Genomic DNA, 24,359 nt, shown 5'->3' on the forward strand with positions numbered 1-24,359 from the left:
GGCAGACGGACAGCTCCCTCGCTGCCTTTCAGACGGACGCCGCAATTGATCGATCCCGATCTCTTCTCCCGCGCATTCGCCCCTCTCGAAGCGGCAGTGGCTGCGGCGCGCATTCCGGGCGGCGTGCTCGGCATGGTCGACCGGGACGGCGAACGCATCGTCCGGGCAATCGGCTCAGCCCAAGTCGTGCCGAAGATAAGGCCGATGCATGTCGGGACATGGTTCGATCTGGCATCCCTGACAAAAATCATCTTCACCACACCGCGCATTTTGGCGCTGGCGGAAGAGGGGGTCATCGACCTCGACGCGCCGCTGATTTCGGTCCTGACCGATCTTCGCCAATATGACGAAAAGGCCTGGGAGCGGACGGTGACGTTTCGCCAGTGCCTCGGCCATCAGACACCGTTTCCCGCCGTCGCGCCGATCTACACCTATGGGCGTGACCCCGAGCTGTTGCGCGCCTTTGTCTTGCAGCGCGAGTGGCAGGTCGGGGAGCCGGTCTATTCCGATATCAACTTCATTCTGCTCGGCTTCGTCCTGGAGCGCCTGTCCGGCAAGACCATTCGCGACATGGATCCCGGTCCTGGCTTCGCGTTCTCCGCCGAACCGGGTCAAGCGGCGGCCACAGAAGATTGCACATGGCGCCATCGCGTGCTGTCAGGCGAGGTCCACGACGACAATTGCTCGGCATTGCAAGGGGCCGGTCACGCCGGGCTGTTCGGAACGGCAGCTTCGGTCCTCGACTTTGCGCGAGGGCTGCTGGACGGGACCGGCGCGTCGCAGCGTTCGATAGCGCTGATGCGCACGCCCTTGTCGGCAACCCGCACCCATGGCTGGGAGCGACCCTACGAAGGCTGGTCCGGCGGCCGGCTGTGCAGCCCCGAAACCATCGGGCATACCGGCTTCACCGGCACCGGGCTTTGGGTCGACTTCGACAAAAGCAGAGCGTGGACCTTGCTCACCAACCGGATCCATCCGACACGTCATTTCAACAGCGGGATCGCAGCGCTTCGCCAAGCGGTCGGCGATCTCGTCAACGGAGCCTGACAATCATGAAAAATGGCGAACCAATGTGGGCCGTCGGCTTGATGACCGGCACCGTGCTGGACGGCAATATCGACGTCGCGCTGATCAAGACCGACGGCGAGCGGATCGCGGATTTCGGCACCTACACGCTGGCCCCCTACCCGCAGTCGATCCGGACCTTGCTGGAAGAGACGCTTAGGCAGGCAAGGAACTGGAATTTCACCGGGCCGGAACCGGCAATCTTCCACGAGGCAGAGGAGGCGCTGACGCGCGCCCAGTCTGCGGCGGTCAAGGATCTTGTCGAAAGCCACGGCCTGACCATGGCCGACATCGGCGTCGTCGGCTTTCATGGCCAGACCGTGCTGCACCGTGCCCCGCAAGTAGGCCGACTGGGCCAGAGTCGCCAGCTCGGTCATGGCGAGCTGATGCATGCCATCCTGGGCACCAAGGTCGCCTATGACTTCCGCTCGGCCGACATGCGCGCCGGCGGCCAGGGCGCGCCGCTGTCGGCGGCCTATCACGCCGCGCTGCTGCGCGAAGCCGACGCCAGCGGCGACACGGCGGTGCTCAATCTCGGCGGCGTCGCCAACATCACCTGGTGGGACGGCAAGGACAATGTCATCGCTTTCGATACCGGACCCGCCAACGCGCCGCTGAACGACTTCATCAAGTCGAAGGGGCTTGGCGAAATGGACCGCGACGGCGCGCTGGCTCGCGTCGGGACGGTCGATGAGGCACGGTTGGCCAAGCTCCTGCAGCACCCGTACTTGACCAAGCCATACCCGAAATCGCTGGACCGTTTCGATTTCGGCGCCTCGATGGCGGAAGGGATGAATGCCGAGGATGGCGCTGCCCTGCTGACGGCCTTCACCGCGGCCGCGGTCGGCAAGGCGCTCGATCTTCTGCCGCGCCGGCCGAAGCGGCTGGTGGTCAGCGGTGGCGGTCGCCACAACCCAACGATCATGGCCATGCTTGCCAGCCGCGCCGGCGTCGAAGCCGTGCCGGCGGAGGCGCTTGGCTGGAAGGGCGACGCGGTGGAGGCGGAGTGTTTTGCCTTCCTGGCTGTGCGCGTGCTTAGGGGCTTGCCGATCAGCTTCCCCAGCACGACCGGCGTGCCACAGCCGATGTGCGGCGGACGCCTTGCCGGCTAGTTAAGCCACCAATTTCTTCTGCAGGAAGATACGGCTTCGGCCAATGGGAAAGTCGGCGAGCGCACCGAACGGTCGATAACCTTGGCGCTCATAGGCCTTGGCGGCCTTGGGATTGAACGTGTCGATCCAGGCGCCGTGACAGCCGCGCGCCATCGCCTCCCTCTCGGCTGCCTCGAGCATCCGGCCGGCCATGCGCTGGCCGCGCAGCTTTTCATCGACCCAGAGCCATTGCACATAGAGCCAGCCCCAGGCGGTGTATCCCGAGATGCCGGCGACAATCGCGCCGTGCTCATCGCGCACGAACACGGCCAATGTCTTCCTGCCGGAGGCGCCGACATCGCTGTCGTTGAACGCCGCAAGCCGCTCTCCAAGAAAAGCCAGCTCGTGCGGCAAGGGATTGGCGGTTGTCTCAAGCGTTGTATTGTCCATCCAACGAGCATCTATCGAAGGACCGGGCCGAGACGCAAGCCTTGCTGCGCTATAGCTTCGGCGAACGCCACGCCACTGCCGCAGCAGCGATCAGCATGAGCAAGGCTGCAACCACCGCCGATGCCGCAAACCCGAACGTGGAATAAAGCGGCCCGAACGCCGTGGTGCCGACGAACACCGCGAGATAGGTCACCGCGCTGTTCAAACCCATGATCGTGCCGCGGCGCGCAGGGTCGAGCGCCGATAGGCGCATCACCAGGACGTTCAGCCCGAAATGATTGGCAAGGCCCCAGACGGCTATCATCGCTATGGTCAGGCCGAAGCTGCCACTTGCCGCAGCAATCGCGACATAGACGAGCGCGACGAGCAGATAGGCAAACGGCATGACCCGCCGCGCGCCCAGACGATCGATGACGCCGTCAAGAAGTGCCGCCGTGCCAAAGCCGGCGCCATAGGCGAGCGCGGCCAGCCCGTTGGCACTGACCGGCCGTCCCAGGCCGTTGTGAAGGTGATCGCCGAGATAGCCATAGACGCCATAAAACGCCGTCATGAAGGCGGCGCAGGCGACCAGAAGCGGCACTATGCCGGGAATACCCAAGGCGCCCAGCGGCGTCGGTGCCGGACCGCTCTTCCTGACGTCGCTGAGCAACGTCAACGTGAGGCTGGCCAATGCGAGTGTTGCGAGCACCGCGACCGCCGCGAACACGGCGCGCCAATGCACCAGGTCGGCAAGTACGGCCGACAGCGAAACGCCGGCGACCATGCTCAGCGTCCAGCCGGTCAGCACGACGCCGATGGTCCCGCTTTCACGACCGGGCGGCGCAATCGCGGCGGAGCTGGCATAGATTGCCGGCATGGCGACACCCGCAGCAATGCCGGCGAGAAGCTGGGCCGCGACCAGCGCCGTCACCGTCGGCGCCGCAGCGCTGGCGACGAGCGCTATTGCCAGCAGCAGCAACGCTCCCTGCAGCATGCGGCGGGCGCCGAGCCGGTCGATGTAGCGCGCCAGGAACAAGGCGCTTGCCGACGTACCGAGCCCGAACGCGGCGGACGCGATCATGACCGCCGGCACGCTTGTGCCGAACGACGCGGCCACCGCCGGTGCAATCGGACCGAGCACAAGCGAGTTCGAGCCGATCACGGCAATGCACCCGGTCAGCAGGTAAGCGAGTGCCGGGATTGGCGGCTTGGGGGCCGCTGCGAATGTGGCGACTTGATCACTGTTCGACATATGGCAATAATGGCCGTATTAAATTCTGCTTCAATCGGGAATTTTAATATGGATGAAGAAACAGATGGCATTCCGCAGAACAGGCCTGCCGCCCGCGATATCGATGCAATCGACCGAAAAATATTAGGCGTCCTGGTCGACGACGCGACGATCAGCTATGCCGAGCTCGGCGACCGCGTCGGCCTTTCGCCGCCGGCAGTCCATGAACGCGTCAAGCGCCTGCGGCGGAGTGGCGCCATCCGCAACACCGCGGCCATCATCGATCCCAAGGCGGTACACAAGCCGCTGCTCGCCTTCGTCCATATCGATACCAAGGGGTGGGGAAAGACGCCGGAGCTGATGGCGATTTCCGAACATCCCGAAGTCGAGGAGATCCATTCGGTGGCCGGCGACACATGCATGCTGATCAAGGTCCGCACCGAGGACACGCGGGCGCTCGAAGGCCTGCTGTCGCGCCTCTACGAAACACCCGGCGTCACCTCGACGCGAAGTTACGTGGTGCTATCGACCTATCTGGAGCGGCCAGTGCAGCCGGGGATTACGACGGAGTGGCCGACGCCCCGGCACATGGCCAAGCCGCTCTATTAACTCAAACGATCCTCACGCGTATCCAAAGTCGAACCGGGAACGTCCTAGAGACTGCATCCTGTGGTTATCCATCGGGCCGTTTCGTTTTCGTCGGTTCTTGGGTCTCACGGGACGCCTGTGCGCAACCGGAGATATGCGATGAGAAAATTGATAGTGGGCAGCTTCATTTCGCTGGACGGCGTCATCGAAGCGCCAATGGAATGGGCCTCGCCCTTCTTCGACGAGGAGATGAAGGAGCACTCCTATGAAAAGGCCGGCGAGGCCGATTTTTTCCTGCTCGGCCGCATCACCTATGAAATGTTTTCGGCGCTGGCCGCAGGTCAAAGGCAGCAAGTACATGGACCGCATGAACGGACTGAAGAAGCTCGTTGCGTCGCGCAGCCTCAAGGAGGTGAGCTGGAACGCATCGCTGATCGAAGGCGACGTCGCTGCCGAAATTGCCAGGATCAAGCAACAGGCCGGCGGCAACATACTGAAGTATGGAGTGAGCAATCTCGACCAGACGCTGCTCGCCAACAGGCTTGTCGACGAGTATCAACTCTCGATCGTGCCGACCCGCGTCGGGCATGGCAAACGCGCTTTCCAGGATGTCGACCCATCCCTGGTCAAGCTGGAGCTTATAGATACGCACCGTTTCAAGAACGGCGTCATTACGCTGACCTATGTCCCGCTGTGATCCGCCGCCGAATTGAATGCCCATGAAGATGCAGCCAAGACTTGACCCGACCGGGCTTTTCGACGTCCGCTACGCCGGCTTCCTGGAGACAGTCGCGCATTTGCGTGGGCGGCTGCACCGCTACTGTGCACGCATGACCGGTTCGACGCTCGACGCCGAAGACGTGATGCAAGAGGCGCTGTTCGAGGCCTATCGGAAGATCGAGAAGCTGGACGATGCGAGTGCTCTTCGCCCCTGGCTGTTTCGCATTGCACATAATCGCTGCATCGATTTCCTGCGAAGCCGGCAGGTGCGTCAGCATGCGGAGGCCAATTTCGTCGAAGACGAGATCATCCTGCCGGTCGAGCCGGTGGGCAACGGCGCGGATCGCGCGATCGAACGGCTGGTTATCCACCTGCCGCCCAAGGAACGCGCCTGCGTCCTGCTCAAGGATGTCTTCGACTATTCGCTGGAAGAGATCGCCGATCTCGTCGGCTCGACCGTGGGTGGCGTCAAGGCCGCGTTGAGCCGTGGCCGCTCCAAATTGGCCGCCTTGTCAGGCGAGCCAATCGTCCGTTCGGAGCCCCAGCGCGATCCGGAACTTCTGGAATTGCTCAGCCGCTATGTCGAACTGTTCAATCGCCGCGACTGGGACGGGGTACGGGCGCTGACCAGCGCGGATGCCCAATTGCAAGTCGCGGATTGCTTCAAGGGAAGGCTATCGGAATCACCTTACTTCGTTGAATACGAAAGAGCCTCGACGACCTGGAAAATGGCGATTGGCATAATCGATAGCGAGGCGGTGCTGCTCGTGCTTCACCATGGCGAAGACGGTTGGAAGCCGGCCCATCCGGTTCGGATCGAAGCCGCTGGCGGGATCATAAATCGCGTCACCGATTACTATGCCTGCCCCTGGATCATGCCGGCCGCTGGTGCGGTGGTCGTTTCCGGGCCGGCCTAACCGGCAGCAGGACCTGCAAGTGTCCGGCATCGACCTCAATGAAATGGGATCGATGCCGGACGGGGCATAGGCGCTTACTGAAGTTTCGCCTGCAAGGCGTTGACGTCATCCGTCGTCATTTCGCCGTCGGTCGTCACCTTGCCGTCGATGATCTTCCAGAGCCGGAACGGGCCGGTGATGTCGCCATACTTATCGAAGGCGACCGGACCGATGACGCCTTCGTAGCGGATCGGCTTGCCCTCCTTGATCAGGCCGAGCGCCTTGGCGAACTCGTCCTTGCCGGCATAGATCGGCGTGCCGGCCGGGTCGACCGCCTTGTACATCGCGTCCTTGATCTTGGCCGGATCCTCAGAGCCGGCAATGGCGATGGCCAAGCCGACGATGGCGCCGGCATCATAGGATCGATCGGCCGCCGGGTTCGAGGGTTCGATGCCCGAAAATTCCTTGTAGTTTTTGGTGAAATACTCGGTCGATGCGGTCGGGCTGGTGCCGGAGGAAGTGCCGTACGCATCCTTCAGGTAATCCGCGCCAACGGATTCGATGAAGTCCGGGCTGTTCATGCCGTCATTGAGCAGGAACTTCTGGACACCGCCCTGCGAAATCCAGGTGCGGGCGATGGTCGCGCCGTCGACAGGCGTGCTGACGAGATAAAGCCCGTCCGGTTCGCCGGCCATCGCCGCGGTCACTTCCGAGGCATAGCTCGACTGCTTTTCATTGTAGGGCGTGTCGGAGACGATGGTGCCGCCGAGCGCCTTATAGGCGCGTGAGAATTCCGCCACCATGTTAACGCCGAAGTCGTTGTTGACGTGGATGACCGACAGCTTCTTGAAACCCTTGTCGATGGCGTATTTGGCGGCAGCGACACCCTGCAGCGCATCAGATGTGATGGTGCGGAAGAAGATGCCGTTGGTCTTGCCGTCGCGCCCAAGCGCCGTCAGCGTCGGCGACGAGGAAGCAGGCGACACCTGGACGATCTTGGCCGGAGCGGTGACCGAGGTCAGGATCGGGATCGACACCGAGGAAATGATGCCGCCGATGATCACCGGCACCTTCTTGACCTGCACGAGTTGTGTCGCGGCATCGACCGCGATGTTGCCTTGGCTCTGGCTGTCGCGGGTGTCGGTTGCTAGGTCGCAGCCGCGCACGCCGCCCGCCTCGTTGATATCGCGGAAGGCCATTTCGACCGATTTTGCGCCGGCCTGGCCGTATTCGCCGGCGGGACCGGTCAGTTCCATGACGAGGCCGACCGTGATCTTGCAATCCGCGGCCTGCGCTGCACCGGCCGCTGTCACCAGAGCCAGCGCAGTGGTGATCTGAAGTATGGTCTTTTTCATTGTTGTTCCCCTTTCGTTACACGACTCTCATTGACGCCTTGAACCTGTTCAGTCTTCCGGCATCTGCAGCCAGGTTTCATGCAGATGTCGCCATTCGACGCCGTTGGGCGCCGATGAGCTGGTGGTGAAGACCGCACTCGAGCGGCGGCGGCTGTGCTTGCCCCCGCGCTGCTGTGCTTCGATGTAACAGACGACGATCGTGTCGTCTGACTGCCAGCCGGCCCGGATATCCTCGATCGAGATACTGAAATCGCCATCAGAGGTGGCGCGGCTTGCCCTGACATGGTCGAGCACCGCGTCACGATCGAGGACCTGACCGTCCGGCGCAACCATGCAGAAGCCTTCGCCCATGACGCGTTCGAAGCGGCTGAAATCTGCATTGTCCGCACTCGCCGCATTGAACCAGTCGACGAAGAAGCGGTGGAGATCGACCACTTCGGCACTGGCGCGGGAAAGCAAGGAGGGCTTCTCGTCCATGGCCGCGCTCATTTCCTGCCTGCATTCAAATTGTAATGCATGATCGAGCCGTGGCGGCCGTGACGGTCGCGTTCCAATGTGTAGACGTCGCCCAGCGGCCCACGGCTTTGCGCGATCACGGCAGCGATCCTCGCCCGGTCGTCGGCATCGAGCGCGATGTCCATGATTCTGGCATTGGCAAGGGCGTGCGCCTGGTTGCGGGCGCCGACGATGACGGCCGCCACTTGCGGCTGCTCCAGCACCCAGGCGCTGGCGATGGTGGCAATGTCGACGCCGTGGTGGTCGGCGACGGCCTTCAGTGTGCGAAGCAACTCCTGGAAAAGCTCCCAACCGCCAAAGTCGTCGATGATCAGCTTGTATTTGACCAGCGACCGGTTTTCGAGTGGCGTTTGTGGCTCGGCAACGCCTAGCCATTTTTCGCTGAGGAAGCCGCCCGCCACCGAACCGTAGCAGAGGAAACTGACGCCGTGCTGGCTGGCGAGCGCCGCAAGGCTGTTGGCCGGCCGCTGGTCGAGTACCGAGTATTGCAGCTGTTGGCTGACCAGCGGCACGCCGGCGGCCAGGATCTCGGCCAGCCGCGGCGTGTCGAAATTGGTGGTGCCGATGTTGCGCACCTTGCCTCGGAGACGCAGGTCGTTGAGCCAGCCCATCGCATCGACGTAGCCCGGCAGCGCATAGTCCCACCAATGGAACTGAACGAGATCGAGCCGCTCGGTCTTCAGCCGCCGCAGCGACTGGTCGACGATGCTGCTGATGTAGTCGCGGCTGATGCTGGAAAGCCTTTCGAGGTCAGGCACCAGCTTGGTGTGCACCTTCATCTTGGCGGCGGCGTCGAGGCCGCGCTCATTGGCAAGCCGCAGGCGCGCGGCACCGATCAGTTCCTCGACGCCGGTATAGATGTCGGCACAGTCATAGGTCCCGATGCCGGCGTCGAACGTGGCGATCAGGTCGGTTACCGCCTGTTGGCGGTCGATCGCGCCGTGCCCGCCGGCAAGCTGCCAGCCGCCACGAATGACGCGCGAGATCGTGTAGCCGGGGCTGAGCTCGAACGCCTTGGCGGTCATCTCTGGTCAGTCTCCTTGGGCAGCGGCACAGCCGTGGTTTCTGAATGACTGAACCACCGCTTGCCGGTCCTGACGATCCTGAGCCGGCTGGCGCAATTGGGATCTGGACAGGCGATCTCGGCATCCGAAGTCATCCAGTCGTTCCTGTGGGTCGGGCGTTGCTTTGCGGCCAGAAGCGGCAACACTGCCGCAATGGAATAGATCGAGAAGCCCTGCCCCGTCGGCATCGACAGCATCTCGCCCTTCAACTCGAAATAGTCGCCGGCCTTGGCACCGCAATAGATCGGCTTGCCCTCAGGGACGACCGCCTCGACGCGAAGGTCGAAGAGTTCGAAACTGTCGTCGGCCATTCAGATCTCCACCCGGGTGAAGGTGATGTCACAGGCGCCGTTGCGGCGGATCGCGCCACAGGCGGCAGCGAATTGATCGCGCTCTTCGGGACGCACCTGCGCGACGATGCTTCCGGCAAGCCAGCCGATCGGGAACAGCAAGCGCGCGCCCGGTCCATAAAACAAGCCGATGTCGAAGATGGCATTCGGGTTGCCGCCCCACATGCGCGGCGGCACGTAGGACAACACGATGTCACCCGGCTGCGGCGTTAGCGTTGCGTTCTCCGCCGGCAAGGGCCTGGCATAGGTTTGGCCCTCAAGTTCGGCTGATGGAACCGGGCAGGAGATTTCCGGCCCGGTCCACATCGCATGGATGCCGGCAACGACGCGCGGCTGCTCGAGATAGGCCAGCAGGAAGGCGGCGTTGTCGGGCGCCTTTTCAGGCAACAGCAGCGCGGTCACGGAAAGCTTCGAGCGTGGCTCGGTGATCCTGATGCCAGGCGTCGTCATGCCCTCAATCCTTCTTTGCTTGCGGATTGGAGCTTGTCGCGCAGGAAGGCGAAGGGCCGGCTGATGTCCGCCACCAGCGCCTCGCGCGCTGCCTGGGCATCCTGCCTGGAAAGCGCTGCGACGATACTACGATGGTAGTGGGCGGTATCGACTTCACCGGCATCGGAAAATGCGTAAATGGCCACGCGAATGCACGGCCCGGATTGCAGCCACAGGCTCTCGATCATCGGGATCAGCACGGCGGAGCCACAGCATCGGTAGATCTCGAAGTGGAAGCTCTGGTTGAGCGTCGCCTCGCGGTCGATATCCTTCTTGTGCTTCAGCGCCCGCATCTCGTCCCATTGGCCCAGCATGGCTTCGACCGTGGCTATCTGGCGCGAATTCATGCGTGTAGCGGCAAGTGCTATCGCTTCGCCCTCTATGAGGGAGCGGGCGCGCAAGAGGTCGTCGATACGCTCCAGCGTGATAGGCGGCACGCGCACCGAGCGGTTGGGAAGCGCCTCCAGCGCCTTCTCGGTGATCAACCGCCCGAGCGCCTCACGCACCGGCATGGTACTGGTGATCAGCGCGTCGGCGAGGCCACGGATGGTCAGCACCTGACTCGGCTCAAAAAGGCCGCCGATCAAGGCACGGCGCAGCTCCGAATAGACGCGATCCTGCACGGTTTCGCGGCCGACCGGCGTAAGCTGGGCTGCGATCGTTTCGTTATTCCGTTCGATGGCGGCCTTCTGCATGGCGTTCCCGGTGGCCATTCGGCCCGTTTTCGGCTTGCGGAAGAAATTAAAGCCGAATAGCGTGATCAAAGCAAGTGTGATCACAAATCATAGGCGGCGAAGATCGCTTTAGGCCAGAGGGATTGATGGGCGACACGACAGAACGGCAGGAGGAGATCCGCACGCCGGTTCTGACGGCCAGGAACGTCGTCAGACGCTTCGGCGGCCTTGTCGCGGTCAACAATGTCTCGTTTGACGTCCAGCCAGGCGAAATACTCGGCCTTATCGGCCCGAACGGCGCCGGCAAGACGACGATGTTCGACCTGCTGGCCGGCAGCATCCTGCCGACCAGCGGCGAAATCCTTCTCAACGGCGTATCGGTGTCGGGGGAAGCTGCCCATCGCCGCATCGGCCGCGGCCTTGGCCGCACGTTCCAGATCCCCCGGCCCTTGCCCAATCTGACACTGATCGAAAACGTCATGCTGGCCGCGCAGGGGCAGGCCGGAGAAAGACTGCTCGCCAATTTCCTGACGCCGCGGCGGGTCGCCACCGAAGAGCGGGCGGCCGAGACGAGAGCCATCGAATTGCTTGAGCTCGTCACGCTCGCCCGCCTGGCGCACGAGCCGGCGCGCGTGCTTTCGGGCGGCCAGCGCAAGCTGCTCGAGCTGGCCCGCGTCATGATGGCCGATCCGGCAATCATCCTGCTCGACGAACCTGCGGCCGGCGTCAATGCGACGCTTCTTGAAGTCATCATCGACCGCATCCGCGATATCAACAGAAGCGGCATCACCTTCCTGCTGATCGAGCACAATATCGACATGGTGACGCGGCTCTGCCACCGGGTGCTGGTCATGGCAAGCGGCCAGCTGCTGTGCGAGGGCACTCCGGACGAGGTTGCGCGCGACCCGCGCGTCATCGAGGCCTATCTCGGAGGCGCTGCATGAGCCAAACGGTACTCGACGTCCGCGGTCTCGAAGCCGGCTATGAGCCCGGCGTGCCGATCGTGCGCGGCGCTTCGATCACCGTCGACCAGGGCGAGATCGTCGTCGTCCTCGGTCCCAACGGCGCCGGCAAGTCGAGCCTTATCAAGGCCATCGCCGGCCTTGTCCCGATCACCGGCGGCACCGTGCTGCTGGACGGCAAGGACATCACGGCGGCGCCCGCCCACACCATGGTCCGCCTTGGCCTTGCGTTCGTGCCGCAGACCGAAAACATCTTCCCGCTGATGTCGGTCGAGGACAATTTGAAGGTCGCCTGCGGCATCCTGAGGCCGCGCGAGATCCCTGCCCGCATCGAGGAAATGTATGCGGCCTTTCCCGATCTCGCCCGTCAGCGCAGAACGGCCGCGGGCAATCTCTCGGGCGGACAGCGGCAGATGCTGGCCGTCGCCCGGGCGTTGATCGTCCATCCCACGGTGCTGGTGCTCGACGAACCCTCGGCCGGCCTGTCACCGAAATTCGTGGCGATGGTGTTCGAGATGCTGGCCGGTATCCGCAAATCCGGCGTCACCATTCTGCTGGTCGAACAGAACGCCAAGGCAGCGCTTGCGATCGGCGATCGCGCCTACGTGCTGGTCGAGGGCAAGGACCGGCACCAGGGCATCGCCTCCGAGCTCTGGAACGATCCTGTCGTCGCCGAGCTCTATCTTGGCCAGCGCCGCCCCGACCTTGGAAAAGGAGGCGCGGCATGAACCTGCAATTCGTCGCCGACGGGCTGCTGGCAGGCTCGATGATCGGCCTCGGCGCCATCGGCGTGACGCTCACCTATTCAATCCTGCGCTTCTCGAACTTCGCCCATGGCGACTTCATGGCCTGGGGCGCCTATGCGACGCTCGCCGTGGTTGGCGCTATCGGCGCGATGTTCGGCAAGATCGCGCCGATCGCACCCCTCTCCTTCGGCTGGCCGCTGATCGTCGCGCTCATCATCGGCATGGCGGCCACCGGCCTGCTGGCGCTGGCGCTCGACATGGTGCTGTTCGCGCGGCTGCGCGCCAAGGGCCAGGCGATCATCGTGGTGATGGCGAGCTTCGGCGCCTCGATGGCGCTGAGAAGCCTGCTCGAATTCATCTTCACCTCGCGTCCGACCTATTTCAGCCGGGCGATCCAGATCGCCATGCCGATAGGCTTCGGCATTCGCATCACCCCGGACCAAATCGCGCTGCTGCTGCTGACCGCCGTTCTGGTGCTCGGCGTACATCTTTTGATGACGCGTACCCAGACCGGCCGCTCGATGCAGGCGTTGAGCCAGAACGCGGCACTTGCCCGCATTGTCGGTATCGACGTCGCCAAAGTCGTGCGCGTCACCTGGATCATCGGCGGGGGGCTGGCCTGTGTCGCCGGCGTCATGATCGGCATTCTCATTCAGATCCGCCCGTTCATGGGTTTCGAGATGCTGCTGCCGATGTTCGCGGCCGCCATCCTCGGCGGCATCGGCAGTGTGCCCGGCGCCGTTCTCGGCGGCTTGATCATCGGTTTGGCCGAAGCCGGCGCGGTGCAATTGATCGGCGCCGAATGGCGGGCGGCCATCTCCTTCATCATCCTGATGGCGGTGCTGTTCGTGCGGCCTATCGGCCTTTTCGGAGTGGGGGAACGCTGATGGATCTGCTCGGCTACGGCGCTTTCTTCCTGACCACCGCGCTGATTTTTTCGCTCGTCACGCTCGGGCTCAATTTGCAATGGGGGCTGACCGGGCTTTTCAATGTCGGGGTCGCCGGCTTCGTTGCCATCGGCGCCTACACCTCGGCACTGCTGACCACGCCCGACGATGCCGCGCGACTCGGCGGCTTCGATCTGCCGATCCTTGTCGGCTGGCTCGGCGCCATGCTGGTGGGCGGTGTCGCCGCCGCCATCACCGGCATCGCCACGCTGCGCCTGAGATCGGACTATCTGGCGATCACCACCTTTGGCGTCGCCGTCGTCGTGCAATTGGTGGCTCTCAATGCCCAGACGCTGACCGGCGGCCCGTTCGGCATCGGCTTCATTCCGCGTCCGTTCGGCGGTCTTGCCGAAACCCCATTACTGTTCAACCTGTCGAATCTTGCCGTCGTCTCGGTGGTGACGCTGATCGTCTATCTCGCGCTGGAGCATCTGTCGCGCAGCCCGTGGGGGCGCGTGTTGAAGGCGCTTCGCGAGGATGAGCGGGCCGCGATATCCCTGGGAAAAAGCGCGCGGTTCTACCGGGTCCAGGCCTTTGCCGTCGGCGGCGCCATCATGGGGCTGGCCGGTGCGCTGCAGGCGCATTTCACCGGCTTCATCGCCCCGGACAATTATTTGCCGGCGCTGACTTTCCAGGTCTGGGTGATGCTGATCGTCGGCGGCTCGGGCAGCAATATCGGCGCCGTCATCGGCAGTATCCTGGTCTGGGCGATCTGGGCCGGATCAGGAGCCTTGACGAGTGTGTTGTTCTCGCCCGAACAGCAGGCCCGCGCCGCCTCACTGCAGATCGTCGCCATCGGCGTGATGCTGTGCGTCATCCTTCTGGTCAGGCCGAACGGCCTGTTCGGCGACAGGCCGCGACGCGCAAGGTTCGGCAAGGGCGCGAAAGCGGCTCCGGACGAGAGCGCTGCACGGTCATGAGCAACGTTGCCGTGCCACGCGGCCTTTCGCTATGGCACGCCGTCGGCCGCAACCGCCGCGACCGGCCGGCGCTCGAAGGTGCACTCGATGTCGATCTGGCGATAGTCGGCGGCGGATTTTCGGGCCTTTCAACCGCGCTGCACACCGCCGAAAGAGGCATCTCGGTGGCCGTCCTCGAGGCGGAAATCATCGCCTGGGGGGCAACCGGCAGGAACGCCGGCTTCGTCGTGCCGAATTTCGCGAAAAGAGACCCCGACGATATCATTGCCCAGCTTGGGCCCGAACGCGGCGAACGCCTTGTCGATTTCGCCGCCGGCAGCGCCGACCTCGTCTTTGCCCTGATCAAGCGGCATGCCATCGAATGCGATGCCGTCCAGAGCGGCTGGATACAACCAGCCCATTCACCGGCCGCTTTGCAAAAGACCAGATCGCGCGCCGAACAATGGGCACAACGCGGAAGACAGACTGTCGCGCTGGACAGACAGGCGGTCGAAGAGCTGACCGGGGTTCGCGGTTATCTCGGTGGCTGGATCGACAGATCGGGTGGCGTCCTCAATCCGGTCGAATATGCGCGCGGATTGGCCGACGCGGCGGAAAAGGCCGGTGCGCGCATCTTCGAACATACGCGGGTTAAATCGATCGAGCGGACAGGGGGTGGCTGGACTCTGAAGACGGCCTCCGGTTCGGTCCGTGCCGAAAAAGTGCTGGTCGCCACCAACGCCTATGGCGGACAGCTCGAGCGTACGCTCCAGCGAACCTACTTCCCACTGAAGATCTTCCAGATCGCGACGGCGCCGCTGCCGCGCGAATACCGCACCCGGTTGCTTCCGGGCGGGCAAGGCGTCGGCGACACCAGGCGCAATCTTTTCACCTTCCGCTTCGATGGCGAAAACAGGCTGATAACCGGCGGCATGCATGTTTTTGGCCCCGGTGCCGACACGCGGGTGCCGCGGGCGATCTGGCGACGGCTTGCCAGGCATCTCGATCTCCCGGGAATGCCGCCGATCGACTACAGCTGGTCGGGCATGGCTGCAGTCGAGCCCGACTTCCTGCCGCGCCTCGTCGATCTCGGCCCCGGCCTGGTTGCGGGCTTTGCCTGCAATGGGCGCGGCATCGCCATGACGACTGCCATGGGCAAGGTGCTTGCCGACTGGGCTGATGGAACAAAGCCTCAGGATTTGCCGCTGCCGTTTGGACCGTCGTCGCCGATCCCGTTCCACAGCCTGATGCGGCATGCACCAAACATGGTGCTCCCCTGGAGCATGCTGCGCGACCGGCTGGATGGCTGATCGACGCGCGTGTCCGTCCGTCGTCCTGATACCCGAACTGCTAGACTCGCTCACATCATGTTGTTAACGACAGCGGATGAAGCAGAACTATCTTTATCTCATCATCGGCGCTTTGGCCGTCGCCGTCATTGCCTTGGGCATCTATGTTTATCGCGAGGAGACTAAGCCGAAAGGCGTGGAACTTCGTATCGACGATTCCGGCATTTCGGTTCAGGAAAAATAGACCAGATATTCGTGTTGCCCGACTTTACGCTAGACGTCGGCTTGCACCGTTTCAGCCAAGCTCCAACGTCGTTATCGCAAAAACCCCGGACTGCATGAGCTGCGGCGCCCTTCCCTTGTACATCCGAGCTGTCTCGAAGCCGGGTTGAAGGCCGGCGGACGACAGCAAATCTGCAAATTGCCCGCTGGTCTCGGGCACGTCGAGATGGACGTTTCCGGGACCGGACATGTGCGCGAGTGCGGCGAAGAGACGGCTCGCTGCATCCAGGCTGTCGGCAAAGAGCGGGCCGATCTTGCAGCCGTCCCGGCATTGGCGCGCGACGCCATATCCTGCAATGGCGCCGTGCTTGACGATCGCATGGGCCATATGCGGCGGGCGCAGCCAGTGCTCCAGGAAGGATCGCCTCGGGCCGGGAAAGAAGCGGCGGTCATAGTCCAGTATGTCCGGCACGAGTTCCGGCCCTACGGCGCGAATGTCGCTGCCGGCGGCTGCCGGGGCATTCGACGACCCCATGAGCCGTATCGTCCGGTAGGCCGGCGCAAAACCCATGCTGCGGTAGTTGGCCTGTTGTTCGACGACGCCGTCGAGGCCGATCGTGCGGTTGTCGAGCCGCGCCATGCCGGCATCCCAAACGGCCTTACCATGGCCTTGGCCACGCCTGTCCGGCCGGCAGATATACAGGCCGATGAAGCCGAATTCCTCGCCATAGGCAACGGCTGAAATGCCGGCCGCCATCTCGCCGTCGATAAAGGCGCCGATGAAGCCCTGCGGGTCGGCTGTCTGGAACAGCGCTGCGTCGCTGAGGCCGGGGTTCCAGCCTTCCGCCGCCGCCCAATCGACAAGGGTTTGCATTTCTTCACGTGCGAGCGTTCGGATCGTTCGGGGCATTGCGATCACTCGGCGGCATCAGGCGCGAAGGACTTCAACGCACCATGATAGGGCTTTGCCAATGGGCTTGCATAGGCGCCGCGCTTGGATGTCGTCAGGCCAAGCGTTATCAAGGCCTCGGCCTGCTTGACTGCGGCGCCGACGCCGTCGATGACCGGAAGCCCGAATTCCCGCTGCAGCGCGGCCGCCAAGTCGGCCATGCCGGCACAGCCGAGCACGATCGCTTCGGCGCGATCCTCGTCGATGGCGCGCGCAATCTCGTTGCGCAGCTTCAGGAGCGCATCGGATGCCGGATCTTCGAGGGCAAGAACCGGGATATCGGCAGCGCGCACGCGCGCGCGCCCCGCCATGCCATAGCGCTGCACCAACCCTTCGACCGGCACGTGCGAGCGTCCGGTGGTGGTGACGACGGTGAAGCGCTGGGCGATGAACGAGGCCGTGCTGAGCGCTGCCTCGCAAATGCCGATGACCGGAATGTTGGCCATGGCGCGTGCGGCGTCGAGGCCGGTGTCGTCGAAACAGGCGATGATCGCAGCCTGCGCGCCTGAGCGCTCGCCGGCAGCGATCTCGACCAGCAGGCCGGGTACGGCAAGCGCTTCATCGTAATAGCCTTCGATCGAAACCGGGCCCATCGTCGAGGTGACGGCAACGATCTTCGTCGATTGACCAGCGACCGATCGGGCCGCCGCCGCAATAGTCTCGGTCATGCTGGCGGTGGTGTTTGGATTGACGACGAGGATCTGCACTGTCAGGCACGCTCCCGGCGGCGGCCGACATAGACGATTGCGCCGAGCGTCAGCAGGATCACCAGAAAGGAAAACACGGTCGTCACTGTACCGAGCGCATAGAGCACCGGCGTCGTCACATTCGTCGTCATGCCGTAGATTTCGAGCGGCAGCGTGTTGAAGGTCCCCGAGGTCATCAGCGTGCGGGCGAACTCGTCATATGACAGAGTGAAGCCGAACAGGCCGACACCGATCAGGCTGGGCGCGATCATCGGCAGAACGACATGGGCGAAGGTCTGCCACGACGATGCTCCGAGATCCCGCGCGGCTTCCTCATAGGCCGGCGAGAACCGGTTGAAGACCGCGAACATGATCAGCACGCCGAAAGGCAAGGTCCAGGTCAGATGGGCGCCGAAAGCAGACGTGTACCAGGCGGGGCGGAAGCCGACCTGCTGAAAGACGACGCCGATGCCGAGGCTGATAATGATCGACGGCACGACGAGGCTGGCGACGGCCAGATAGAACAAGGCAGTTGCGCCGCGAAATTTCTGCCGGAAGGCAAGGCCGGCAAGCAGCGACACGACGACCGTGACGATCATCACCATCAGGCCAAGGACGAGCGAGCGTTTGAAACTGCCGCCGAAATCGCCGACCGCCTGGCGCTCGAACAGATTGGCGAACCAGTGCAGCGAAACGCCGTTCAACGGAAACGTCAGACCGCCATTCTCGCCCTGGAAGGACAGGATAAGGATCGCCGAAAGCGGGCCGTATAGGAATAGCACGAAAAGCGCGAAGAAGGCCGCCAGCACGTAGAATTCGAAGGTGCGCTTGTCGTGGCTCATCGCCTCACAGCTCCTTGCGAATATCGACGATGCGCAGGATGCCCGCGACCATCAACAGCACCAGCACCAGCAGCACGACGGCGTTGGCGGCGGCTGCCGGATATTGCAGCAGCGACATCTGGTTTTTCATAATCAGCGCGACAGAGGCGCTCTGGCCGCCGGACATCACCTGCACCGTCGAAAAGTCGGCCATCACCAGGGTGACGACGAAGATGGTGCCGATCGCCATGCCGGGCTTGGCAAGCGGGATGACGACGTTCCACAGAACCTGCCAGCCGGAAGCGCCGGCGTCGCGCGCGGCCTCGATCAGCGATTTGTCGATGCGCATCAGCGTGTTGAAGATCGGCGTCACCATGAACAGCGTATAGAGATGCACCATGGCCAGCACCACGGCGAATTCGGAATAGAGCAACCATTCGATCGGCTTCGGGATCAGCCCCATCTGCACCAGCGTCGAGTTGACCAGGCCATTGCGGCCAAGCACTGGAATCCACGAGATCATGCGGATGATGTTGGAGGTCAGGAACGGCACGGTGCAGACGAGGAACAGCACCATCTGCATGGCTGTGGTTCTGATGTGGAAGGCGAGGAAATAGGCGACCCAGAAACCGATGAACAGCGTCAGCGCCCAAACGATGGCGGCGTATTTCAGCGTGTTCAGATAGGTTTTCCAGGTGACCCAGGAGCCGAGCGTGTCGGCATAGTTGGTGGTCAGGAAATCCGGATACATCGCCGCGAAATCGTAGTCCCAGAATGAGACCACGGCGATCATCAGGATCGGCAACAGGAGGAACGCGCCGAGGATCAGCGCCAGCGGTGCCGCCTGGAGATAGGGTGCGACGCCGGCAAAGGAGCGCCTAGGTCTGGCCGGCTTCGCAGACGTAACGTGCGTGGATTGTTCGAGCGCTACTGCCATCTATCTCTCGGTCCAAGTCGGCGATGCGACTGAGGGGTGTTCCCTTCTCCCCGTGTGGGAGAAGGTGGCCGAGCGAAGCTCGGTCGGATGAGGGGTGTTCCAGCTTGGCACCAACAGTGCTCCGTCCAGCACCCCTCAACCGTCTTGGCGCTGCGCGCCAATCCACCTTCTCCCACAAGGGGAGAAGGCAGAGGGCATCAAGCAGCGATGAACTCGTTCCAGCGCTTTACCATATAGCGGTCCTCGTCCATGACCGAGTTCCAGCAGGCGACCTTGCCCATGCGCTCTTCGAACGAGCCGCCGTCACGCACGGCGCCTGCCTTTTCCATGACCTTGCCGTCCGGCGACAGGATATCGCCCTTTGCTGGCTTACCTTCGATCCAGTAGCCCCATTCGTCCTCGGACATGAACTTCTTGGCCGACACCATGTTGGCCGAGTAGTAGCCCTGGCGATTGAGGTAGCCGCCCACCCAACCGGACGTGTACCAGTTGATGTATTCATAGGCGGCATCGAGTTCGGCGCCGGAGAGATGGGCTGCCAGGCCAAGCCCGCCACCCCAGGACCGGTAGCCTTCCTTGAGCGGCTGGAACCGGCACGCGATGCCCTTGGAGCGGACCGCGGCCACGGCCGGCGACCACATCGACTGGATCACCACTTCGCCTGAAGCCATCAGGTTGACGCTTTCGTCGAAGGACTTCCAGAAGGCACGGAACTGGCCGTCCTGCTTGGCCTTGATGAGGAAATCGATCGTCTTGTCGATCTCCTCCTTGGTCATGTTGCCCTTGTCGGCATATTTGATATTGCCAGTGGCTTCCATGATCATCGCCGCATCCATGATGCCGATCGACGGGATGTTGAGGATGGCTGTCTTGCCCTTGAAGGCCGGATCCATGATGTCGGCCCAGGTGGTGATGTCACGGCCGACGAGGTCGGGGCGGATGCCGAGCGTATCGGCATTGTAGATCGTCGGCACCATGGTGAACCAATTGGTCGGCGCCTTGGCGAATACCTTGCTGTCCTGCGCCTCGACGTAACCGACCGTGTGCGGCGCGGTGCCCTGGGCGATGACGCTGTCCGGCGTCAGCTTGCCGGTTTTGAACAGCGGCACGAGCTCGTCGTAGTATTTCAGCTTGGTGACATCCATCGGCTGCAGGACGCCTGTCGGAAACACCTTCTTGCAGATCCAGTATTCGATATCGGCGATGTCGTAGCTGTCGGGTTGCGTTACCGCGCGCTGGGCGGCGGCATCGGAATCGGTTGCCGTCATCTCCAGCGTGATGCCGAGATCCGCCTTGCACTTGTCGGCGATGGCATTGAGGTTGGACACGCCGGTGCCGAACTGGCGCAACGTGATGTTCGATTGCGCCCAGATGGTCGGAAAGCCTGATATGGCGCCGGAACCGGCGGCAAAACCGACGGCGGCGGCGCCTGTCTTGAGCAGCGAGCGACGCGATATTCCAGTCTTCTTGTCTGTGGTGTTGGTCATGTTCAGTTCCCCTGTTTTGGTTGGTTATGCTGGATTTCAGGAATCGAGACGGCCAAGGACGATCGCGTCCTCGGCGTCCCAGGCGATCGGCACTGCGTCGCCGACGGCAACCGGGCTGGCGAAGAAGCTGGTGTCGTCGACGATCACCGTGAAATCCTCGATGCCCGCGCCATTGACCGAGAGCTTCACGGTCGAACCGCGGTACTCGACGTTTGAAACGATGCCGGTGAAGCCGAGCCCCGCCGCCGGCGGCTCGCCGATCCGCACGTGGTCGGTGCGAATGGCGATGTCGATGGGCTCCCCGGTCGCCCTGCCCTGCCCGCTGGCGGCGAGCGTGACACCGCCGGGCACATCGAAAACAACCATGCCGTCACGACTACCGGTGACGCGGCCGGAGATGACATTGTGGTCGCCCATGAAACGAGCGACGAAGGCCGTGGCCGGCCGCTCGAACACCGTGCGAGGGTGCGCCGCCTGCTCGATACGGCCGTCGTTCATGACCACGATCAGGTCGGCCAGCGCCATCGCCTCTTCCTGGCTGTGGGTGACGTGGACGAAAGTGATGCCGAGCGACGTCTGCAGCTTCTTCAGTTCGGCCCGCATGCGGATCTTCAGGAACGGATCGAGCGCCGAAAGCGGTTCGTCGAGCAACAGCGCCTCGGGATCGGTGATCAGTGCGCGCGCAAGAGCAACGCGCTGCTGCTGGCCGCCCGAAAGCTGCGCCGGACGGCGGCTGGCATATGCCTCCATCTGCATCAGCTTCAGCATGTCGAGTGCCTTGGCGCGGCGCTCCTCCTTGCCGACGCCTTTCATCTTCAGGCTGAACGCGACATTGTCGATCAGGTCGAGATGCGGAAACAGCGCGTAGGATTGGAACATCATGGCAGTGCCGCGCCTGGCCGGCGGCAGGTCGGTGACCACTGTGTTGCCGAGCCGCATATCGCCGCTCGATATGCTCTCGTGCCCGGCGATCATGCGCAGCGTCGAGGTCTTGCCACAGCCGGACGGACCGAGCAGGCAGCAATAGGTTCCCGCAGGGATTTTCAGGCTGATGCCTTCGACGGCAGTCGTCGCGCCATAGACTTTCGAAACGGACACAATGTCGATTTCGGCGGCTTTGGACATCCAGCTTCCCCTTTGGTCGGATTAGCCAAAGCATCATGCGTGCCAGTTCCGCGCCGCCGCACCAACCGACTGAATCCTCGAAGAAATCAGGGCTGCATCGACATGGCTGCCGATATGGCATCCTTGTGCAATGCACAAATTATAGGCGATCGCCGCCGATCCTCGCAAAAATCGCATGCAATCTTTTTCATCCCTGTATTCACTTTGTCTCTCGTCCAAGCGATGCGATTCAGGGTAGAAGTACGCAGGATCACCGCCATGAACATTGCCGACCAGACTTTCCCTGCTATCGAGGCCGCCAACGAGGATCGCGCGCAGGCGATCCGCGACCAGTTGCGCGACGCGATCGTCGATCGCCGGCTGGCGCCCGGAACCAAGCTTTCCGAAGGCGAAGTCGGCACGCTGTTCGATGTCAGCCGCACCGTGGCGCGCGCCGCACTGCAGATGCTTTCCTTCGAGGGATTGGTGCGCACCGAGCGCAATCGCGGCGCCTTCGTCGCCAATCCGTCGCCGGAGGAAGCGCGGCAGGTCTTTGCTTCGCGCCGGCTGATCGAACCCGGCATCGCGATTGCCGCCGCCGGGCGGATGACGCCGGCGCATGTCGTTGCGTTCAAGGCCCAGCTCGATGAAGAGGGCCGTTTCATCGCCGAACGCGGACCGAACGCAAGGCGATCGGAGATCAAGGCGTCGGGGGATTTTCACCTGCTTCTGGCGTCGGTCGCGGGAAACGTCATCCTGCAGCGCTTCATGGAGGAATTGGTCGCTCGTTCATCTCTGGTGATCGCGCTCTATGGCCGCTCGGGTATCTCGAGCTGCGGCCACAACGAGCACACGCAGATCCTCGATGCGCTGGAAAATGGCAATGCCGAACGCGCCAGCGCGCTGATGCTGCACCACATCGACCATATCGAGGCCGACCTCGATTTGCGCGTCAGGAGCGGCCCGGCACTCAGGCAGGCGCTCGAGTTCTGAGATCGCGTCAACGCACGATCCTCACGCACATCGGCGTGCCGATGCCGATAGATCGGCCGGTGTCGGTCAGCCGGCCGGTTGCGGCATCACGGGCGAAAATCGAGATGCGGTCGGCATTCTGGTTGGCCGAGAACAGATGGCCGCCCGAGGGCGTCAGTGCCAGATTGCGCGGCGTGGCACCGCCGCAAGGCGTATAGTCGACAAGGGCAAGCCTGCCGGTTTGCTGGTCGATCGAAAACACCACGATGCTGTCATGACCGCGGTTGGAGCCATAGAGGAAGCGGCCGTCGGGCGAGATCTGGATATCGGCGCAGTGATTGACCTCCCGCGCCTCGGCCGGCACAGCCGGCTTGCTGTCGACCACTGTAAGCTTGCCTGATGCTTCGTCCAGCGCCAGCAAGACGACCGTCGAATCCAGTTCGTTCATGACGAACACGAAGCGGCCGCCCGGATGCAGCGCGAGATGGCGCGGACCTGCGCCGGGCGCAAGCGCCGACTCGGCCAGTTTGGTCAGGCTGCCGTCTGAGCCGATGCGGTAGGACACCAGCCGGTCGATGCCGAGGTCGGCGACGATCGCAACACCGCCGGCAATCGTCTCGGTTACGCTATGGGCATGCGGCCGCTCCTGGCGTGCGAGGTCTGGTCCGGTCCCGCTATGGGCGACGCTCGACAATGGCGCGGTCAGGCCGCCATCGTCGCGCAGCCCGAAGACCACGACCGAGCGATCGGGGCCACCCTCGCCCATGCCGTAATTGGCGACCAATAGCTTCGTCCGGTCGCGCGTGATGGTGTTGTGCGCCGTTATGCTGCCCAGCGTGGGCTGCTTATTGATGTAGGACAGCGTGGCGGCCTGCCTGTCGAAACGGTAGGCCGAGACCACGCCTTCGCGCCAGGTGAACACTTCGGAATTGGCGTAGATGTAGGAGCCATCCGGCGTCACCGACAGGAAGGTCGGATTGTCGATGCCTCCCGTCTCGGCCAGTTTCTTCGTCTCCAGCGCCCCCTCGTCGAAACTATAGACGCCCAGCCCGACGCCGCGCGCGCCCTGAAAATATGGGGCGTCGCGATTGAGGCTGCCGACGAAAACCAGACAGGCATTCTGCATCATTTCCTCCTGTTCCGCCGGCGTTGGCCGCCGCGGATCGCAGCAAAATTTCGCCGAGACTCGCTTGCAACACAACCCCATATGTGAAAATACTATTCACAAAAGAAGATTGACGGGAGGATCGATCATGCATTTCGCTGGTCTGCGGCGCGCCCTGATGGACGATTCCCGCTGCCCGGGAAAGTCGTCATGAGCGGTTTCGCGCCAACCGTGGGCGTGGCATCGACACACCCCGCCAACATGCCGAAGGAACACGCCGACCTTCCCGTCTGGAACGCGGAGAACTGGTTCTACGAAGACTGGCCGGTCGGCCAGAAGATCCGTTCGCTGCGCCGGACCATTGCCGAGGGCGACAGCCAGTCTCTTCAATACGCTGGTGCTCGACATCCATCCATACGTGCAGGACCAGATGTTCGCCGAAACGGAAGGCATCTTCGGCAAGCGGCTGGTCGCCGGCGCCTTCGTGTTCTCGGCCGGGCTCGGGCTCGTCGCCACCAATTGCATCAACGCCTTTTCGTATGGCTACGACAAATTGCGCTTCATCAAGCCGGTGTTCATCGGCGACACGATTTATTCGATCCGCTCCAACCTCGACAAGAAGCCGAAATACAAGGAAATGGGGCTGATCCGCGCCAGCTATGAAGTCTTCAAGGGCGAAGGCGAGCTCGTGCTTTATTGCGAGCACCTGCAGACGGTGAAGTACCGCAATCCGGCCGATTTCGCCGGCAAGACGGAGAGATAGGC

General features: G+C 63.0%; 27 protein-coding genes and 1 pseudogene. 13 read left to right on the forward strand and 15 right to left on the reverse strand.

The window, feature by feature from the left end; all coding sequences use genetic code 11:
• Positions 1-45: 45 nt before the first annotated feature.
• On the forward strand, positions 46-1,047 hold the full coding sequence (locus NKH89_RS17120; RefSeq protein ID WP_352482740.1) for a serine hydrolase domain-containing protein: 1,002 nt from the start codon (positions 46-48) through the stop codon (positions 1,045-1,047).
• Between the two features lie 5 nt (positions 1,048-1,052).
• Positions 1,053-2,177 carry an anhydro-N-acetylmuramic acid kinase gene (locus tag NKH89_RS17125; RefSeq protein WP_352909386.1) on the forward strand — a complete coding sequence of 375 codons (1,125 nt, stop codon included), beginning with the start codon at positions 1,053-1,055 and terminating at the stop codon, positions 2,175-2,177.
• Here the strand turns inward: NKH89_RS17125 and NKH89_RS17130 are convergent, their stop codons facing one another.
• Together NKH89_RS17130 and NKH89_RS17135 are read right to left on the reverse strand one after the other, a co-directional pair.
• A complete protein-coding gene (locus NKH89_RS17130; protein ID WP_352482743.1) occupies positions 2,178-2,606 on the reverse strand; it encodes a GNAT family N-acetyltransferase in 429 nt (142 codons plus the stop codon).
• A gap of 49 nt (positions 2,607-2,655) precedes the next feature.
• On the reverse strand, positions 2,656-3,837 hold the full coding sequence (locus NKH89_RS17135; RefSeq protein ID WP_352493945.1) for an MFS transporter: 1,182 nt from the start codon (positions 3,835-3,837) through the stop codon (positions 2,656-2,658).
• 48 nt (positions 3,838-3,885) lie between these two features.
• Between NKH89_RS17135 and NKH89_RS17140 the strand changes: the two genes are divergently transcribed.
• The 3 genes from NKH89_RS17140 (at position 3,886) to NKH89_RS17150 (ending at position 6,041) form a co-directional block, all read left to right on the forward strand.
• Positions 3,886-4,425, forward strand: a complete 540-nt coding sequence (locus tag NKH89_RS17140) for an Lrp/AsnC family transcriptional regulator (RefSeq protein ID WP_352482745.1) — start codon at positions 3,886-3,888, stop codon at positions 4,423-4,425.
• 337 nt (positions 4,426-4,762) lie between these two features.
• Positions 4,763-5,101, forward strand: coding sequence for a dihydrofolate reductase family protein (locus NKH89_RS17145; protein WP_352909387.1), 339 nt, complete (start codon positions 4,763-4,765; stop codon positions 5,099-5,101).
• 22 nt (positions 5,102-5,123) lie between these two features.
• Positions 5,124-6,041 (forward strand): sigma-70 family RNA polymerase sigma factor, encoded by a 918-nt coding sequence (locus tag NKH89_RS17150; RefSeq protein ID WP_352482747.1) that lies wholly within the window; start codon positions 5,124-5,126, stop codon positions 6,039-6,041.
• Positions 6,042-6,115: 74 nt separating this feature from the next.
• Here NKH89_RS17150 and NKH89_RS17155 read toward each other — a convergent pair whose 3' ends face one another.
• The 6 genes from NKH89_RS17155 to NKH89_RS17180 are packed head-to-tail and all read right to left on the reverse strand — an operon-like array spanning position 6,116 to position 10,489.
• On the reverse strand, positions 6,116-7,375 hold the full coding sequence (locus NKH89_RS17155; protein WP_352482748.1) for an ABC transporter substrate-binding protein: 1,260 nt from the start codon (positions 7,373-7,375) through the stop codon (positions 6,116-6,118).
• Positions 7,376-7,423: 48 nt separating this feature from the next.
• On the reverse strand, positions 7,424-7,852 hold the full coding sequence (locus NKH89_RS17160; protein ID WP_023716686.1) for a DUF4440 domain-containing protein: 429 nt from the start codon (positions 7,850-7,852) through the stop codon (positions 7,424-7,426).
• Between the two features lie 8 nt (positions 7,853-7,860).
• The gene (locus NKH89_RS17165) at positions 7,861-8,916 is read right to left on the reverse strand and encodes an aldo/keto reductase (RefSeq protein WP_352482750.1); all 1,056 of its coding nucleotides are present in this window, start codon (positions 8,914-8,916) and stop codon (positions 7,861-7,863) included.
• Positions 8,913-9,266: a TIGR04076 family protein gene (locus NKH89_RS17170; RefSeq protein WP_352482752.1), complete on the reverse strand. Its 354-nt coding sequence runs from the start codon at positions 9,264-9,266 to the stop codon at positions 8,913-8,915. Before NKH89_RS17170 ends, NKH89_RS17165 begins: the two co-directional genes overlap by 4 nt.
• Positions 9,267-9,755 (reverse strand): DUF3830 family protein, encoded by a 489-nt coding sequence (locus NKH89_RS17175; RefSeq protein WP_352909389.1) that lies wholly within the window; start codon positions 9,753-9,755, stop codon positions 9,267-9,269.
• Positions 9,752-10,489, reverse strand: coding sequence for a GntR family transcriptional regulator (locus NKH89_RS17180; protein WP_084642406.1), 738 nt, complete (start codon positions 10,487-10,489; stop codon positions 9,752-9,754). Before NKH89_RS17180 ends, NKH89_RS17175 begins: the two co-directional genes overlap by 4 nt.
• Positions 10,490-10,614: 125 nt before the next feature.
• Here NKH89_RS17180 and NKH89_RS17185 point away from each other — a divergent pair, with 125 nt between their 5' ends.
• The 6 genes from NKH89_RS17185 to NKH89_RS17210 all read left to right on the forward strand — a co-directional run bounded on the left by NKH89_RS17185 (position 10,615) and on the right by NKH89_RS17210 (position 15,555).
• The gene (locus tag NKH89_RS17185; RefSeq protein ID WP_352482755.1) at positions 10,615-11,412 is read left to right on the forward strand and encodes an ABC transporter ATP-binding protein; all 798 of its coding nucleotides are present in this window, start codon (positions 10,615-10,617) and stop codon (positions 11,410-11,412) included.
• A complete protein-coding gene (locus NKH89_RS17190) occupies positions 11,409-12,158 on the forward strand; it encodes an ABC transporter ATP-binding protein (RefSeq protein ID WP_023716680.1) in 750 nt (249 codons plus the stop codon). The genes NKH89_RS17185 and NKH89_RS17190 overlap by 4 nt, the downstream gene beginning before the upstream one ends.
• Complete coding sequence (locus NKH89_RS17195; protein WP_352482758.1) at positions 12,155-13,063, forward strand: branched-chain amino acid ABC transporter permease; 909 nt, start codon at positions 12,155-12,157, stop codon at positions 13,061-13,063. The genes NKH89_RS17190 and NKH89_RS17195 overlap by 4 nt, the downstream gene beginning before the upstream one ends.
• Positions 13,060-14,043, forward strand: coding sequence for a branched-chain amino acid ABC transporter permease (locus NKH89_RS17200; protein ID WP_352482888.1), 984 nt, complete (start codon positions 13,060-13,062; stop codon positions 14,041-14,043). Before NKH89_RS17195 ends, NKH89_RS17200 begins: the two co-directional genes overlap by 4 nt.
• A complete protein-coding gene (locus NKH89_RS17205; RefSeq protein ID WP_352482760.1) occupies positions 14,040-15,332 on the forward strand; it encodes an NAD(P)/FAD-dependent oxidoreductase in 1,293 nt (430 codons plus the stop codon). Before NKH89_RS17200 ends, NKH89_RS17205 begins: the two co-directional genes overlap by 4 nt.
• 76 nt (positions 15,333-15,408) lie before the next feature.
• Positions 15,409-15,555: a hypothetical protein gene (locus tag NKH89_RS17210; protein ID WP_352465989.1), complete on the forward strand. Its 147-nt coding sequence runs from the start codon at positions 15,409-15,411 to the stop codon at positions 15,553-15,555.
• A gap of 51 nt (positions 15,556-15,606) precedes the next feature.
• On the opposite strand, the gene NKH89_RS17215 is transcribed toward NKH89_RS17210, so the two are convergent.
• From NKH89_RS17215 to NKH89_RS17240, 6 genes are all read right to left on the reverse strand, one after another.
• Positions 15,607-16,443, reverse strand: a complete 837-nt coding sequence (locus NKH89_RS17215; protein WP_352482761.1) for a GNAT family N-acetyltransferase — start codon at positions 16,441-16,443, stop codon at positions 15,607-15,609.
• A 5-nt stretch (positions 16,444-16,448) separates the two neighbouring features.
• Positions 16,449-17,189: an aspartate/glutamate racemase family protein gene (locus NKH89_RS17220; RefSeq protein ID WP_023716674.1), complete on the reverse strand. Its 741-nt coding sequence runs from the start codon at positions 17,187-17,189 to the stop codon at positions 16,449-16,451.
• Positions 17,190-17,191: 2 nt separating this feature from the next.
• Complete coding sequence (locus tag NKH89_RS17225; protein ID WP_023716673.1) at positions 17,192-18,010, reverse strand: ABC transporter permease; 819 nt, start codon at positions 18,008-18,010, stop codon at positions 17,192-17,194.
• Positions 18,011-18,014: 4 nt separating this feature from the next.
• A complete protein-coding gene (locus tag NKH89_RS17230) occupies positions 18,015-18,926 on the reverse strand; it encodes an ABC transporter permease (RefSeq protein ID WP_352909391.1) in 912 nt (303 codons plus the stop codon).
• A 197-nt stretch (positions 18,927-19,123) separates the two neighbouring features.
• A complete protein-coding gene (locus tag NKH89_RS17235; protein WP_023716671.1) occupies positions 19,124-20,413 on the reverse strand; it encodes an ABC transporter substrate-binding protein in 1,290 nt (429 codons plus the stop codon).
• A 36-nt stretch (positions 20,414-20,449) separates the two neighbouring features.
• Positions 20,450-21,538, reverse strand: a complete 1,089-nt coding sequence (locus NKH89_RS17240; protein ID WP_352909393.1) for an ABC transporter ATP-binding protein — start codon at positions 21,536-21,538, stop codon at positions 20,450-20,452.
• A gap of 258 nt (positions 21,539-21,796) precedes the next feature.
• Between NKH89_RS17240 and NKH89_RS17245 the strand changes: the two genes are divergently transcribed.
• Positions 21,797-22,510, forward strand: a complete 714-nt coding sequence (locus NKH89_RS17245; protein ID WP_352845821.1) for a GntR family transcriptional regulator — start codon at positions 21,797-21,799, stop codon at positions 22,508-22,510.
• A gap of 7 nt (positions 22,511-22,517) precedes the next feature.
• Here the strand turns inward: NKH89_RS17245 and NKH89_RS17250 are convergent, their stop codons facing one another.
• Positions 22,518-23,615, reverse strand: a complete 1,098-nt coding sequence (locus tag NKH89_RS17250) for a lactonase family protein (protein ID WP_352909395.1) — start codon at positions 23,613-23,615, stop codon at positions 22,518-22,520.
• A gap of 189 nt (positions 23,616-23,804) precedes the next feature.
• Between NKH89_RS17250 and NKH89_RS17255 the strand changes: the two are divergent.
• Positions 23,805-24,357, forward strand: a pseudogene (locus NKH89_RS17255) (MaoC family dehydratase).
• The last annotated feature ends 2 nt before the right edge of the window (positions 24,358-24,359 follow it).

Origin of the sequence: Mesorhizobium sp. M0923, assembly GCF_040319365.1 — a bacterium.
Classification (GTDB): Bacteria; Pseudomonadota; Alphaproteobacteria; order Rhizobiales; family Rhizobiaceae; genus Mesorhizobium.

Excerpts from the sequence above, each read along its gene's own strand:
- NKH89_RS17160 (WP_023716686.1), bottom strand. The coding sequence starts at position 7,852 with ATGGACGAGAAGCCCTCCTTGCTTTCCCGCGCCAGTGCCGAAGTGGTC.
- NKH89_RS17235 (WP_023716671.1), bottom strand. The coding sequence starts at position 20,413 with ATGACCAACACCACAGACAAGAAGACTGGAATATCGCGTCGCTCGCTG.
- NKH89_RS17150 (WP_352482747.1), top strand. The coding sequence starts at position 5,124 with ATGAAGATGCAGCCAAGACTTGACCCGACCGGGCTTTTCGACGTCCGC.
- NKH89_RS17230 (WP_352909391.1), bottom strand. The coding sequence starts at position 18,926 with ATGGCAGTAGCGCTCGAACAATCCACGCACGTTACGTCTGCGAAGCCG.
- NKH89_RS17185 (WP_352482755.1), top strand. The coding sequence starts at position 10,615 with ATGGGCGACACGACAGAACGGCAGGAGGAGATCCGCACGCCGGTTCTG.
- NKH89_RS17125 (WP_352909386.1), top strand. The coding sequence starts at position 1,053 with ATGAAAAATGGCGAACCAATGTGGGCCGTCGGCTTGATGACCGGCACC.
- NKH89_RS17180 (WP_084642406.1), bottom strand. The coding sequence starts at position 10,489 with ATGCAGAAGGCCGCCATCGAACGGAATAACGAAACGATCGCAGCCCAG.
- NKH89_RS17215 (WP_352482761.1), bottom strand. The coding sequence starts at position 16,443 with ATGCCCCGAACGATCCGAACGCTCGCACGTGAAGAAATGCAAACCCTT.
- NKH89_RS17195 (WP_352482758.1), top strand. The coding sequence starts at position 12,155 with ATGAACCTGCAATTCGTCGCCGACGGGCTGCTGGCAGGCTCGATGATC.
- NKH89_RS17225 (WP_023716673.1), bottom strand. The coding sequence starts at position 18,010 with ATGAGCCACGACAAGCGCACCTTCGAATTCTACGTGCTGGCGGCCTTC.
- NKH89_RS17190 (WP_023716680.1), top strand. The coding sequence starts at position 11,409 with ATGAGCCAAACGGTACTCGACGTCCGCGGTCTCGAAGCCGGCTATGAG.
- NKH89_RS17130 (WP_352482743.1), bottom strand. The coding sequence starts at position 2,606 with ATGGACAATACAACGCTTGAGACAACCGCCAATCCCTTGCCGCACGAG.
- NKH89_RS17205 (WP_352482760.1), top strand. The coding sequence starts at position 14,040 with ATGAGCAACGTTGCCGTGCCACGCGGCCTTTCGCTATGGCACGCCGTC.
- NKH89_RS17175 (WP_352909389.1), bottom strand. The coding sequence starts at position 9,755 with ATGACGACGCCTGGCATCAGGATCACCGAGCCACGCTCGAAGCTTTCC.
- NKH89_RS17145 (WP_352909387.1), top strand. The coding sequence starts at position 4,763 with ATGGACCGCATGAACGGACTGAAGAAGCTCGTTGCGTCGCGCAGCCTC.
- NKH89_RS17210 (WP_352465989.1), top strand. The coding sequence starts at position 15,409 with ATGAAGCAGAACTATCTTTATCTCATCATCGGCGCTTTGGCCGTCGCC.
- NKH89_RS17170 (WP_352482752.1), bottom strand. The coding sequence starts at position 9,266 with ATGGCCGACGACAGTTTCGAACTCTTCGACCTTCGCGTCGAGGCGGTC.
- NKH89_RS17155 (WP_352482748.1), bottom strand. The coding sequence starts at position 7,375 with ATGAAAAAGACCATACTTCAGATCACCACTGCGCTGGCTCTGGTGACA.
- NKH89_RS17165 (WP_352482750.1), bottom strand. The coding sequence starts at position 8,916 with ATGACCGCCAAGGCGTTCGAGCTCAGCCCCGGCTACACGATCTCGCGC.
- NKH89_RS17240 (WP_352909393.1), bottom strand. The coding sequence starts at position 21,538 with ATGTCCAAAGCCGCCGAAATCGACATTGTGTCCGTTTCGAAAGTCTAT.
- NKH89_RS17135 (WP_352493945.1), bottom strand. The coding sequence starts at position 3,837 with ATGTCGAACAGTGATCAAGTCGCCACATTCGCAGCGGCCCCCAAGCCG.
- NKH89_RS17250 (WP_352909395.1), bottom strand. The coding sequence starts at position 23,615 with ATGCAGAATGCCTGTCTGGTTTTCGTCGGCAGCCTCAATCGCGACGCC.
- NKH89_RS17140 (WP_352482745.1), top strand. The coding sequence starts at position 3,886 with ATGGATGAAGAAACAGATGGCATTCCGCAGAACAGGCCTGCCGCCCGC.
- NKH89_RS17245 (WP_352845821.1), top strand. The coding sequence starts at position 21,797 with ATGAACATTGCCGACCAGACTTTCCCTGCTATCGAGGCCGCCAACGAG.